Consider the following 12,786-nt stretch of genomic DNA (forward strand, 5'->3'; position numbering starts at 1 on the left):
CCGTAGCTCAGGCGCTGGGGAGCGCTTCCGGACGAATCGACAGCTGCAACTCCTGCTCGCCCCGCAACACCGTGAGCGGCAACACCTCACCCACCGTGGAGCCCTCCACCAAGCGCAGCAGGGTGGCTGGATCAGGCACGGATTGGTCGGCAGCGGCCACCACCAGATCACCGCGGCGCAGGCCGGCCTTCTCGGCGGGGCTCTCCGGAATCACCCGCTGCACCAGGGCGCCGTCGCGTTCCGGCAGCTGCAGCAGCGCATTGGGATCGCTGTTGTTGTCACGGGCGAGGCGGGCATTGAGGGGCACCAGCTGCAGCCCCAGGTAGGGGTGCACCACCGAACCACCATTGCCCAGCTGGGCAGCGACGCCTTTGGCCAGGTTGATCGGGATGGCAAAACCCAGACCGGCGCCGGGGCCGGAGCGCACCAGGGTGTTGATGCCCACCACCTCACCATCGGCATTGATTAAGGGGCCGCCAGAGTTACCGGGGTTGATGGCGGCATCGGTCTGAATCAGCTCCAGGCGCTTATCCGAAAAGCCCAGGCTGGTGATGTTGCGGTGCAGGCTGCTCACGATGCCCAGGGTCACCGTTCGCTCCAGGCCGTAGGGGGTGCCCAGGGCAATCGCCCAATCGCCCACCTCCAGAGCCTCCGAATCACCGAGGGGCGCGGCCTTCACGCCCGCGCCCACAGGAATGCTCACCACGGCCAGATCCGTGATGGCATCGGCCCCGAGCACCCGCCCCTCCAGCTCACGACCATCGGGGAGGCTCACCTCCACCCGATCAGCCCCATCCACCACGTGGGCATTGGTGAGCACCAAGCCCTTGGCATCGATCACGATCCCCGATCCCTGGCCCCGCTCCCGGCTGTGGGGCATCTGGTCGCCGAACAACTCCCGCAGCAGCGGGTCGTTAAAGGAGGGATCCAGGCCGATGCGAGGCACGCTTCGCTCGGTGTCGATCCGCACCACCGCTGGAGCCACCCGCTTCACCGCGCTCGCCACAAAACTGTGGCCGGCACCCGAGCGATCGGCCCAGGCCGGTGCCGCCAGCCACAGGCTCACCAGCAGCAGCAGCGGTAGAGCAAGGAGGCGGCGCACGTCAGCTCAGACGATTGCCGCGCAGGCTAGGCAGCCCGAGAGGGCGGCCAGCGCAGCAGCCGGGTGGTGACCACCCCATCAGGGCCGAGCTCCAGCAAACGGCCACCGGGCCAATCGGGCTGGCCAAGCGGGCAGGGCTGCACGGCCGTGAAGGCCGCCAGGGTGGAGGGGCAAGCCCAGAGCGGCAAGGACGGGCCGCCCTCGCGCGGAGCCAACCGGTGCCAGTGCTGGTGCACATGGCCGAACACCACCCCACGCACCGGCGAACTCGCGAGCAGAGGTTGCATCAGCAGCTCGGGCTGCTGCAGCGCAATGCGATCGAGCTCGGGGCTGCCAATCGGCACCGGTGGATGGTGGAGCGCCACCAGCAGAGGATCTGAGGCGGCCTGGAGCTGACGCTGCAACCAGGCGAGCTGGGGGGCATCGAGCCAACCGGCCACTGAGCCGGGCCGATGGCTGCTCAAGAGCAGCAGCTGCCAGCCGGGCAGCGACACCACAGCCGGCGCGATCCAGGCCTGGCGCCCCAGGGCGGCCCGCAGCAGGCCGGGGTGGTCGTGGTTGCCAGGCAGCAGGGCCACCGCCGGCACCGTCCACGCCTCGAGCAGCTCCCGCAGGCGCACGTAGCCGCCCAGGCTCTCGTCCTGACAAAGATCGCCACTGATCAGCAGCAGATCCGGCGGGTGCCCCAGCTGCAGCAGCGCCTGTTGCCATCCGTGCTGCAGGGCTTCCAGGGCGACCCGGCCGCGACAGCGACCGCGGGGGTCCGCCAACAAATGGGGATCACTCAGCTGAAGCACCCGCAGCACCACCCTGCCCCTCGGCAATGGACCTAAGTTGCCCGTTCCGCGCATGGCTGGCATGGCTGCAATCCCTCCAGGCACCCGTCAACGCTGCTCGCTCTGCCAGGTGGAGATCCAGGGCATGGCCGGCGGCGGCGACCTGGTGCACTTCAGCCAGGGCGGCCCTTCGACGCGCTCCAAACTGTGGGCACGGGTGTGCCAATACCTGCGCACGGATGAGCAGAAGGCCCAGTGCCTCAATCAAGACCCCAGCCTGCGGGGCGAACAAAAGCCCGGTGATGCCTACATGGAGCCACCCGCCGTGGATCTCAACGCTCTGGGCGGCCCCCTCGGCGGCTGAAGCACCGCCAGAGGCTTTCACCCTGATCCTTTAGGGTTCGGATGTGCCCGGCGGGCACCCCTAGCTGTTGGCGCCTGTTCGAAACGACCTCGTTTCGGCCCGCGTGAATGGCCAGGATGCAGATCACTGCAGGTGCCGGACGGGTTGCCCGTCCCCCGACCAGCGATCCGGCTTGCCGCATCCCCTCATCCCCGATCTCGAGCGCCTGGCCAGCCAGGTTGCAGCCGACGCAGGATTTCAGGTGTGCGGTGTGCAGCTGCTCACCCATCGCATCCCGATGACGCTGCTGGTTCAGCTGCGTCTGGCCGATGGGGGTGATGTGAGCCTCGACAACTGCGCCAGCTTCAGTGGCGTTCTGGGCGAGGCCCTCGAGGCGGCCGCCCTGATCGAAGACGCCTACGTTCTGGAGATCAGCAGCCCGGGCATCGCCGAGACGCTGAACGACGATCGCGACTTCCGCAGCTTCCGCGGATTTCCGGTGTGCGTTCGCTATCGCGACTCTAAAACCGGCGTCGAGGCTGAACGGGAAGGCCTCCTGCTGGAGCGCACCGACGACAGCGTGCAGATCAATGTGCGCGGCCGCACGGTCCGCCTGCCCCGCGCCGATGTAATCGCGGTGCGCCTCACCACGCCGACTGAGGGCTGAAGCGCCGCCGCCCTTTCCTCACCCCGAAGACCACCCGTTTCTCCCTCCCCCCATGGCACTGGTACTGCTCCCCGGTCTGTCGAACCTGATCGAGGACATCAGCGAAGAGAAAAAGCTGCCCGCTCAGGTGGTGGAGTCGGCTCTGCGCGAGGCCCTGCTCAAGGGCTACGAGCGCTATCGCCGCACCCTGTATCTCGGCATCAGCGAAGACCCGTTTGAGGAGGACTACTTCTCCAACTTCGATGTTGCGCTCGACCTCGATGAAGAGGGCTACCGGGTTCTGGCCTCCAAGATCATCGTGGAGGAGGTGGAGAGCGAAGACCACCAGATCGCCCTGGCTGAGGTGATGCAGGTGGCGGAAGACGCCCAGATCGGCGACACGGTGGTGCTCGACGTCACCCCCGAGAAAGAGGATTTCGGCCGCATGGCCGCCGCCACCACCAAGCAGGTGCTGGCTCAGAAGCTGCGCGATCACCAGCGCCGCATGATCCAAGAGGAATTTGCGGATCTGGAAGATCCGGTGCTCACCGCGCGTGTGATCCGCTTCGAACGCCAGAGCGTGATCATGGCCGTGAGCAGCGGCCTGGGCCGTCCCGAGGTAGAGGCCGAACTGCCCCGCCGCGACCAGCTCCCCAACGACAACTACCGCGCCAACGCCACCTTCAAGGTGTTCCTGAAGGAGGTGAGCGAGATCCCCCGCCGCGGACCGCAACTGTTCGTGAGCCGCGCCAATGCCGGCCTGGTGGTGTATCTCTTCGAAAACGAGGTGCCCGAAATCCAGGAAGGGTCGGTGCGGATCGTGGCCGTGGCCCGCGAGGCCAATCCCCCCAGCCGCTCGGTGGGCCCCCGCACCAAGGTGGCGGTGGATTCCGTGGAACGCGAAGTGGATCCGGTGGGTGCTTGCATCGGCGCCCGCGGCTCCCGCATTCAGCAGGTGGTGAACGAGCTGCGCGGCGAAAAAATCGACGTGATCCGCTGGTCGCAGGACCCTGGCCAATACATCGCCAACTCCCTCAGCCCGGCCCGCGTGGAAGCCGTGCGCCTCGTGGATCCCGAGGGCCAGCACGCCCACGTGCTCGTGCCGCCCGATCAACTCAGCCTGGCCATCGGCCGCGAAGGTCAGAACGTGCGCCTGGCGGCCCGCCTCACCGGCTGGAAGATCGACATCAAGAACAGCACCGAGTACGACCAAGCCGCTGAAGACGAGAAGGTGTCGGAGCTGATCGCAATGCGCCAGGAGGAAGAAGCGCTGCAGGCCGAAGCTGAAGCCCGCCTGGAGGCCGAACAGGCTCTGCGTGCCGAGGAAGACGCCCGCCTGCGGGAGCTCTATCCCCTGCCCGAAGACGAAGAGGACTACGGCGCTGAGGCCAGCTACGACGAGGCGGCCTACGAGGAGCCCGCCGCTGAGCAAGCCGGCGAAGCGGCTCCTGAAGAAGAGCCCGCGAGCGAGCCCGAAACCAGCGACGACGAGGATGGAGCCCGGTGAGTGAACGCAGCGTCCTCAGGCGCTGTGTGACCTGCCGAGAGCTGCTGGATCGCCGGCTGCTCTGGCGGGTCATCCGCCTGGCGGATGGAGGACTCGCGCTGGATCAGGGCATGGGCCGATCGGCCTACCTCTGCCCTAAGCGCGACTGTCTGGAAGAAGCCAGACGCCGCAAGAAGCTGCAGAAAGGCCTGCGTTGTCAGGTTGCAGATTCCATCTACGCGGCACTGGAGCAGCGCCTGCACGCCACCTCTTCTGCAGGCTCTGAGGCAAGATGAATGTTGGCCTCACCGTGTGTAGAGGCCCGGTGGCACCCGTGGCACCGACCCTTTGGAGCACTGAATGACCAGCAGCGGCAAAGTCAGGATTTACGAGCTGTCCAAGGACTTGGGCCTTGAGAACAAGGACGTGCTCGATGCCGCCGAGAAGCTCGCGATCGCCGCGAAGAGCCACAGCAGCTCCATCAGCGACGACGAGGCAGCTCGCATCCGCAGCCTGATCAAGAGCGGTGGCAACGGAGCCAAAGCCGCTGCAGCGCCAGCTCCCGCTGCGCCGCCCCAGAAAGCCATTCTTTCGGTGAAGAAAGCACCGTCGGCCCCGGCACCTGCTGCTCCCCAGCCCCCTAAACCAGCGGCCAGCGCTCCCGCCGCACCGGTGAAGCCGGCCGCCGCTCCTGCCGCCGCCAAGCCGCCGGTGGCTGCGCCGGCACGCCCCGCTGCGCCCGCTCCCGCTGCAGCCAAGCCTGCTCCGGCTCCAGCCAAGCCAGCTCCGGCCGCCGCCAAGCCCGCCGCTCCCGCGCCCCGACCCGCAGCGCCGGCTCCGCAGGCCGCCAAGCCTGTTGCCCCGCCCGCGCGCCCTGCAGCTCCCGTGGCACCGCCGGCACGGCCTGCCGCGGCCAAGCCCGCCGGCGCTCCCCCACGCCCCGGCGCACCGGCCCCTGGCCGCCCTGCCCCGGCGATCGTGTCGAAGGCCCCTGCTTGTGCTCCTCCAGCGCGCAAGCCCGCGCCCCCCAGCGCCGCCGCACCGGCCCGCCCCGTGGCCCCGCCGCAACGACCGGCTGCAGCGCCCGCACGCCCCGGCGCCCCCGCACCCACTCGGCCTGGTGCCGGCGGCGGCAACAAGCCCCAACTGGTGGGCAGGCCCCAGAGCGGCCAGGGCGGCAGCCGCCCGGCCCCTCCGTCGGGTCGCCCATCCCTCAGCCAGCGCCCCGGCATGCCCACCCGCCCGGGTGCCCCGGCACCGGTGCGTGGTGCCAAGCCCGGCACACCCCCCGCACGCCCCCAGGTGGAACTGGTGGGCAAACCGATCCGCCGCGATCTGAATAGCCCGGCCGCAGGCGGCAATCGCCCTGCGCCACCAACCAGGCCTGGCGTGCCCGGCATGCGCAAGCCGGTGGCTCCTGGCGAATTGATGCAACTGCAGAAGCCAGGTGCACGGCCAGCCGCACCACCACCGCGGCGTCCTGGTGCTCCTGCTGGAGCCGGTGCCGGTGCCGGAGCGGCCGGAGGTGATGACGCTGCCCGTCCAGTGGCAACGCCTCCAAGCGCACCACGTCGCCCCAACTTCCGGGCTCCGCAGCCGCCGGCCGGTGGGCGCCCGCGTCGCCCCGACTGGGACGACAGCGCCAAGCTGGAAGCGCTGCGCAGCCGCTCGCCGCAGAAGCAACGCCAGAAGGTCCACATCATCGGCGAAAACGATGATGCGTTGACCGCAGAAACCGGTGGTTTCGCCGGCGAACAGGAAGCCGTGGTGCTGCAGGCCTCACTGGCCCGCCCCGCCAAGCCGAGAAGCGCCGCTACCGCCCAGCGCAAGCCCACGGCTGTGGCCCGCAAGCGCAAGAAGGAAACCACCCGTCAGCGCCAGCGCCGCCGTGCGATGGAACTGCGCGCCGCCCGCGAGGCCAAGCAACAACGGCCCGAAATGCTGGTGGTGCCGGAGGGCAACCTCACCGTGCAGGAACTGGCCGATCGTCTGGGCGTCGACAGCTCCGAGATCATCAAGAGCCTGTTCTTCAAGGGCATCATCGCCACCGTCACCCAGACCCTCGATCTCTCCGCGATCGAGACGGTGTCAGATGAGTTCGGCGTGCCGGTGCTCGAAGACGACGTGGAGGCTGCTGCCGCCAAGACGGTGGAGATGATCGAAGAGAGCGATCTCGCTCACCTGATCCGCCGCCCACCCGTGGTGACCGTGATGGGCCACGTGGACCACGGCAAAACCAGTCTGCTCGACTCGATCCGCAAAACCCGCGTCACCGCTGGAGAAGCCGGGGGCATTACCCAGCACATCGGCGCTTATCAGGTGGAAGTGCCCCATGCCGGCGAGCAGCGGAAAATCACCTTCCTCGACACCCCGGGCCACGAGGCGTTCACCGCCATGCGTGCCCGCGGCACCAAGGTCACCGACGTGGCCGTGCTGGTGGTGGCCGCTGATGACGGCGTTCGTCCCCAGACCCTGGAGGCGATCAGCCACGCCCGCGCCGCCAAGGTGCCGATCGTGGTGGCGATCAACAAGATCGACAAGGAAGGCGCCTCTCCGGATCGGGTGAAGCAGGAACTGTCCTCCCACGAACTCGTGGCCGAGGACTGGGGCGGCAACACCGTGATGGTGCCGGTGAGCGCCATCAAGGGCGAAAACATCGACAAGCTGCTGGAGATGATCCTGCTGGTCACCGAAGTGGAAGACCTGCAGGCCAACCCCGACCGCATGGCGAAGGGCACCGTGATCGAGGCTCACCTCGACAAGGCCAAGGGTCCTGTGGCCACCCTGCTGATCCAGAACGGCACCCTGCGCACCGGCGATGTGCTGGCCGCAGGTCCGATCCTGGGCAAGGTGCGCGCCATGGTCGACGACAACGGCAAGCGCGTCAAAGAAGCCGGCCCCTCCTATGCGGTGGAGGCCCTGGGCTTCAGCGAAGTGCCCACCGCCGGTGATGAATTCGAGGTCTACCCCGACGAGAAAGCAGCCCGCGCCGTGGTGGGCGATCGCGCCACCGAGGCCCGCGCTACACGTCTGGCCCAGCAGATGGCCTCCCGCCGTGTGTCGCTGGCGTCGATGTCGGGTCAGGCCAGCGAAGGCGAGCTCAAGGAGCTCAACCTGATCCTCAAGGCCGACGTGCAGGGTTCGGTGGAGGCCATCCTCGGCTCCCTCGAACAGCTGCCACAGGAGGAGGTGCAGGTGCGGGTGCTGCTGTCGGCACCGGGCGAGGTCACCGAAACCGACGTGGATCTGGCGGCCGCCTCCGGCGCCGTGATCGTGGGCTTCAACACCTCGATGGCACCGGGCGCCAAGCGCGCCGCCGATGCCACCGGCGTGGATGTGCGCGATTACGACGTGATCTACAAGCTGCTCGAAGACATCCAGATGGCCATGGAAGGCCTGCTGGAGCCCGAGCTGGTGGAGGAGAGCCTCGGCGAGGCCGAAGTGCGCGCGGTGTTCACCATCGGCAAGAGTGCCGTGGCGGGCTGCTACGTCACCAACGGCAAGCTGCAGCGCAACTGCAAGGTGCGCGTCTGGCGCGGCAAGGAAAAGGTGTACGAGGGCGACCTCGACTCCCTGCGCCGCGGCAAGGACGACCAGAAGGAAGTGGCCACCGGCTTCGAGTGCGGCATCGGCTGCGATCGCTTCGCCAACTGGCAGGAAGGCGACCGCGTCGAGGCCTACAAATTGGTCACGCAGCGCCGCACACTGAGCACCTGATCTGCAGCCGCACCCCGTGAATCCGGCAAGACGCGAACCCCTGCTGTGGCTCCAGCTCCTGGGGCTAGCGGCCTTGCCGCTTGAGGCGCTGCTGTTGCTCTTGGTGCTGGCGGGCGCTGACCCAGGACCTTTTCCCGGTTTTGAACGGGTGCTCGCCTGGGCCTTAGGCGCGCTGGCACCAGCGGCTTTGTTCTGGCGACTGCCGCCCGACCTGTGGTCGCTGCTGCTGGTGCAAGTTCCTCTGCGGGGCCGGCGGCCCGAACAACTGCGCCTGAGCGCCCTTCAGGGAACGCTTCCGCTCAAGCTCATCGGAGCGGCGGGAGCGGGGCTGTTACTCCCCCTGCTGTGGTGGGCCGACGCCAGTGCAGGCCTGGCCTGGGCTTGGTCTCCGTTCTCCGCCAGCCCGCGGCTGGTGGTGCTGCTGGTGAGCGTGCCTCTGCTGGCGCTGATGCTCTGGCAGTGGCAACAGCTGATCCAAGCCGTGTGGATGCTCACCAGGCCCGCAAACCTGGTGGATCAAACCCTGCCGCTTACCCAAGACATCGCCGCAGAGACCCGCCTAAATGCCGGACTACCACTGCTATTGCTGGCCCCTCTGGAAATCGACGCACCCACCGAATCACCGGTTTCACCGCAGCCAGAACCCACCGCCAGCGTTAGTGAGCCAACAGCTGACGCCAGCGAAGCGCCTTTAGCCGCGGAATCTGAACAAGACGAAGCAGAAGCCAAAGAACAGGTTGAGATTGAGGCGGAGGTTGAAGCAGAACCCGAACCCGAACCGATCGAAGCGGATCTTCCTGAGCCATCCGTTCAAGCCGAGGCCCCCGTGCAACCCGAACCGGACCCTGATCCGTCGGATGACGATCCTGCAGCCTCAGACGCCGCTGTCGTCGATGCTGGGGTTGCGGTCACGCCAGAGCAAGCCGCCGAAGAGGACAAGGGCACCAACCTGGATTCCTAGATCGCTGAGCGCCACGGCATCGCCAACGGAAGCCCGCATCGCCATGGTGGCCAGACCCACAGCCGCTGAAGCCGTAAACGCCAACCACAAGCCACGGCGCAGGCCGCGCCAGGGTGTTTTGGCCTCTTGCAACAGGCGGGCGCGTAGCGCCGGATCAATGGGCTCACGGGACTGTGGTGCCATGACGCGAGCCCAGTGGGCGCAACAGCCTGAATGCTAATTTGATGCGGCTGCCGGTGTAGCTCAGTGGTAGAGCAACTGATTCGTAATCAGTAGGTCGCAGGTTCAAATCCAGTCACCGGCTTTTTCAAAGAGTCAAACCGGAGCCTTAAACCCCTGTCCATGACAGGGGTTTCTTGCTTTTGAGATGAGGTATCACAAGCGCATCTTTTCGTCAAATCGCATCAGCTTGAACCATCTACAGGGAAAGTGAGTTTCCCTCCAGATCTGCCACGATCGGATGGCCGGCCGGCGCACTTTCCCTCCAGCTTTCCCTCCAAATTTGCGCCACTGAATCAGTCGACGAATCAGTGGGTCGAGGCGGCGAGAGCTGGGAATGCTCAAAGGAGCCGATGCCCCCTGCTGTGAACCGATCCGCCCTGACCCTCTACTCCCATCGCCTGGTGGAGGACGGCTGCCGCTTCCGCCTGCACGCCAGCCCGGAGAAGTCGCCCTATCTGTACGTGCGCGAGATCGTCGACGGCGAACGCCTGCGCCAGTTCTCACTGGCCCCGCTGGAGTGGGTTGCCCGGGAGGACGTGATCAGCGCCTATGAGCGCTGCCTGGCCGGCCATGAGCTTGGCAGCTGGCCAGAGCAGGAGAAGACCGACGCCAGTAGCAGTCTTAGCTGGAGCACCCTGGCCGAGGAAACGATCGCGTGGCTGCAGCAACGCCGCCCGCGCTCCCTGGGTACCTACCGCACCTACCTGCGCCAGATCGGCCAGCTCAAGGGCAAACCCCGCACCCAGGCCCTGCGGGAGTGGGCGCGCCAGGCCGATCCAGCCAGCCGGGGCTACACGGTGCGCATCGACACCCTGGCCCGCATCCGCGACTGGGGCTCCTCCCTGGTGAACGAAGCACTGCTCAGCGAACTCCGTGCCCTGCGCCCCAGCGGCAAGGAGCGGCGACGCACCGCCCGGGAGGCCAACAGGCCGCGGGCCATCCCCTCGCAGGAGGCCTTGCAGGGGTGGCTGGATGGAATCGAATCACGGCCGCTGCAATGGGCCCTGGCGATGGTGGCCACTTACGGCCTGCGCCCCCATGAGGTGTTTCACCTGGAGTGCCTGCCGGATGCGGAGGGCTGGATCCAGATCGGCGGCGCCGAGCGCACCAAAACCGGCTTTCGCCCGGTGATGCCCGCGCCGCTGGAGTGGGTAGAGCGCTACGGGCTGCGGGAGAACCTGACAGGGGCCCTGCCCTGGACCCCGCAGTTCGACGCCAGCGGCACCTGCCTCAATAACCAGTACCTGGGAGGGCAGCTGGGACGGGCCATGCGCCTACGGCTCCCTGCGCTCACGGTGGTGGCCCAAGCCAGCGCCAGCGCCCACCGCCGAGCCACCCAGGAAATCCTGCAATGCGTGCCCTACGACCTACGCCACGCCTGGGCCATTCGCCTGGCGTCCGATCCGGCCTATGCCCACATCTCAGCGGAGACAGCGGCCGAAATGATGGGCCACAGCCGTGATGTGCACAAAGAGATCTATCTCTTCTGGATCACCAAGGATGAGATTCAGCGGGGCATCAAAGCCCGCACGCAGCCGATCGCGGCGTGAGCACCCGGCACACCCTCAAATGCGATCGAGGGCCAAATCACAGCGCTGACGATTCCAGAGGAACACGCCGCGCATCGCCGTGGGGTTCTTCTTGATGTAGTGCCGCTTTTCCACCAGAACACCTTCCTGGCGCAGCCGATCCAGGGTGGCACGGCTGATGCTGAGGTGACGCAAGATGGCCTTGGTGTCGACCCACAGAGACGGGCTTGAAAGCGAGGCTTCGCAGCCTGGATAGAGACCCAAACGATCCCTCTCCCGCGGTAAACGACAACGACCTCGTGCTCGACTCTGCAAGACGCCTCCAGGTATAGACAAAGGCTACTGGCGCCAACCTTGAGCGATCTTGGGAGTGCGGCACGGGGTGCATCACCTGAGGCATGGGGTGCCTCACTAGAGACCTGTGAGGTCCCATGGGTGGGTGCAGATTGACCTCAGGGTGAGGCCATATTGATCTCACCAGTGAGGCCAGATTGATCTCACCCCCTAGGTCAGATCGCCCCAAGGGGCTGAGGCAGATTGACCCACCATCTATATGGTTCAAAAAGTCTTAGAAAATAAAACCAAAACAACAACACACACCCATCCGAGCAATCCAGGGATCAGGGGAGGAAGGAGCAAGCAGCAGCCAGGCAGGCCGACGCTCCAACCAACGCCAGTAGCCTCCAGTACAAGCACAGCCCCGATGATCTGCCCTCCTCCCCAGCGCTTCTTTTGCGTACACACCGAAGCGATTGAGCAGACCCATCGAGCCCTGCAACAACTGGAGCAGCAACGCAAAGGCTCCAAGAGACCCAGCCGAGCCCTACGGGTGGCTCAGCTCTACGGCTACCTGCAACTCAGAGCCAGAGATGGCGAGGCCGTGCAACTGGGCCTGAAGCATCTGGCCGAAAGCTGGCACGTGCAACCCCGCGAACTTCGCGCCGACCTCAACGACCTCCAGAGCCTGGGCTGGTTGAGCTTCACCACCGGGATGCACGGCACCACGGTTCAGCTCTCCGAGCCGCAGGAGAACGAGCCACTGCAATCCGAACAGCCGGCCTTGGGGACAACCGAGGAGAGCGTGGAACCCTTCAACGAGAGCAGCGCAGGTGCGCCGGAGGCTTCCTTGATCGGGCAGTTCTACAGCATCTACAACCAAGAGCGTCCGATCACCTGGCCGACTCTCAACGCCCCCAATGGAGCCTTGAGCCGTGCGCTGCAGAGCGCGATCGCCGTTGCCGGAACCCCAGACACCTTCTGGCGGGTGTTGCGAGTGGCCCTGCAAACCATGCCTGAGTTCTGGCGCACGACCTATCCCCAGGGGCGCACAGGCGCTCAATGCGCTGCCGCGCTCCTGAAGAGCAACCAGTTCGAGGACGACCTTGGCCCCGAGTTCTGGCATGTGTTCCGCTGGGGTGAGGCAGCCCTGCAAGCCTGAGCCATGGCGCTGATCACCACAGTGGGCATTGATGTAGGCGGCGAGCGCAAGGGCTTCCATGCGGTGGCTCTCACCGACGGCACCACCACCGACCAGCTGGTCACAGCCGACGTAGCAGCGCTTCGCGACTGGTGCCTGAACACCCACAACGCCCTGGTGATCGCCATCGATGCACCCTGCCGCTGGAGCCACGATGGACGCATGCGCGCCTGCGAGCGCGAGCTGATGCGGCAAGGGATGCACTGCTTCGCCTCACCCAGCCGCGAGCGGGCTGTGCAACACCCGAGCAACTACTACGGCTGGATGTTTCACGGTGAGGCGCTCTATCAGGCCCTGGAGCCCAGCCATCCGATCTGCACAGCCCTGCCGATACCTGGTGAGCACTGCTGCTTTGAAACCTTCCCCCATGCCATCACCTGGCACCTGCGGGGCGGCAATGCCCAGGCTGTCAAGCGACATCCGCTTTTGGTCCTCCGGCGACACGAAATCTGGTCCAGCTGATGGTCTGCTGATGGGGGCCTTCCGTTGGCTTTTCGATCGTTGCCTCATCGGTGTGTGTCGTGACG

At 66.4% G+C, this 12,786-nt stretch carries 13 protein-coding genes and 1 tRNA gene; 10 read left to right on the forward strand and 4 right to left on the reverse strand.

Going from position 1 to position 12,786, the window contains the following annotated elements:
* Positions 1 to 7: 7 nt before the first annotated feature.
* Positions 8 to 1,102, reverse strand: coding sequence for a trypsin-like peptidase domain-containing protein (locus CB0101_RS07075; protein WP_010311065.1), 1,095 nt, complete (start codon positions 1,100 to 1,102; stop codon positions 8 to 10).
* Between the two features lie 26 nt (positions 1,103 to 1,128).
* Positions 1,129 to 1,953 carry a metallophosphoesterase gene (locus tag CB0101_RS07080; protein WP_246833866.1) on the reverse strand — a complete coding sequence of 275 codons (825 nt, stop codon included), beginning with the start codon at positions 1,951 to 1,953 and terminating at the stop codon, positions 1,129 to 1,131.
* A gap of 7 nt (positions 1,954 to 1,960) precedes the next feature.
* Here CB0101_RS07080 and CB0101_RS07085 point away from each other — a divergent pair, with 7 nt between their 5' ends.
* The 6 genes from CB0101_RS07085 to CB0101_RS07110 all read left to right on the forward strand — a co-directional run bounded on the left by CB0101_RS07085 (position 1,961) and on the right by CB0101_RS07110 (position 9,031).
* Positions 1,961 to 2,242 (forward strand): hypothetical protein, encoded by a 282-nt coding sequence (locus CB0101_RS07085; RefSeq protein ID WP_043718037.1) that lies wholly within the window; start codon positions 1,961 to 1,963, stop codon positions 2,240 to 2,242.
* Between the two features lie 172 nt (positions 2,243 to 2,414).
* The gene (gene rimP, locus CB0101_RS07090; RefSeq protein WP_010311071.1) at positions 2,415 to 2,888 is read left to right on the forward strand and encodes a ribosome maturation factor RimP; all 474 of its coding nucleotides are present in this window, start codon (positions 2,415 to 2,417) and stop codon (positions 2,886 to 2,888) included.
* A gap of 52 nt (positions 2,889 to 2,940) precedes the next feature.
* Entirely contained in the window at positions 2,941 to 4,374 is a 1,434-nt protein-coding gene (nusA, locus tag CB0101_RS07095) for a transcription termination factor NusA (protein WP_010311073.1), read from the forward strand.
* Positions 4,371 to 4,649 (forward strand): YlxR family protein, encoded by a 279-nt coding sequence (locus tag CB0101_RS07100; protein WP_029553103.1) that lies wholly within the window; start codon positions 4,371 to 4,373, stop codon positions 4,647 to 4,649. Before nusA ends, CB0101_RS07100 begins: the two co-directional genes overlap by 4 nt.
* A gap of 64 nt (positions 4,650 to 4,713) precedes the next feature.
* Positions 4,714 to 8,070, forward strand: a complete 3,357-nt coding sequence (infB, locus tag CB0101_RS07105; protein ID WP_136644026.1) for a translation initiation factor IF-2 — start codon at positions 4,714 to 4,716, stop codon at positions 8,068 to 8,070.
* 16 nt (positions 8,071 to 8,086) lie between these two features.
* A complete protein-coding gene (locus CB0101_RS07110; RefSeq protein ID WP_010311091.1) occupies positions 8,087 to 9,031 on the forward strand; it encodes a low-complexity tail membrane protein in 945 nt (314 codons plus the stop codon).
* Here the strand turns inward: CB0101_RS07110 and CB0101_RS07115 are convergent.
* The gene (locus CB0101_RS07115; RefSeq protein WP_071778155.1) at positions 8,945 to 9,214 is read right to left on the reverse strand and encodes a DUF3493 domain-containing protein; all 270 of its coding nucleotides are present in this window, start codon (positions 9,212 to 9,214) and stop codon (positions 8,945 to 8,947) included. The two genes, CB0101_RS07110 and CB0101_RS07115, sit on opposite strands and share 87 nt — an antisense overlap.
* A 49-nt stretch (positions 9,215 to 9,263) precedes the next feature.
* On the opposite strand from CB0101_RS07115, the gene CB0101_RS07120 reads away from it, so the two are divergent.
* Positions 9,264 to 9,335: transfer RNA gene (locus CB0101_RS07120), tRNA-Thr, on the forward strand.
* Between the two features lie 268 nt (positions 9,336 to 9,603).
* Positions 9,604 to 10,803, forward strand: a complete 1,200-nt coding sequence (locus CB0101_RS07125) for a phage integrase (protein WP_010311095.1) — start codon at positions 9,604 to 9,606, stop codon at positions 10,801 to 10,803.
* 15 nt (positions 10,804 to 10,818) lie between these two features.
* On the opposite strand, the gene CB0101_RS07130 is transcribed toward CB0101_RS07125, so the two are convergent.
* The gene (locus CB0101_RS07130) at positions 10,819 to 11,046 is read right to left on the reverse strand and encodes a hypothetical protein (protein ID WP_010311097.1); all 228 of its coding nucleotides are present in this window, start codon (positions 11,044 to 11,046) and stop codon (positions 10,819 to 10,821) included.
* 439 nt (positions 11,047 to 11,485) lie between these two features.
* Here CB0101_RS07130 and CB0101_RS07135 point away from each other — a divergent pair, with 439 nt between their 5' ends.
* On the forward strand, positions 11,486 to 12,220 hold the full coding sequence (locus CB0101_RS07135) for a hypothetical protein (protein WP_010311100.1): 735 nt from the start codon (positions 11,486 to 11,488) through the stop codon (positions 12,218 to 12,220).
* Positions 12,221 to 12,223: 3 nt separating this feature from the next.
* Positions 12,224 to 12,721 carry a DUF429 domain-containing protein gene (locus tag CB0101_RS07140; protein ID WP_136644027.1) on the forward strand — a complete coding sequence of 166 codons (498 nt, stop codon included), beginning with the start codon at positions 12,224 to 12,226 and terminating at the stop codon, positions 12,719 to 12,721.
* Positions 12,722 to 12,786: the final 65 nt, after the last annotated feature.

The organism is Synechococcus sp. CB0101, assembly GCF_000179235.2.
Taxonomy (GTDB): domain Bacteria; phylum Cyanobacteriota; class Cyanobacteriia; order PCC-6307; family Cyanobiaceae; genus Vulcanococcus.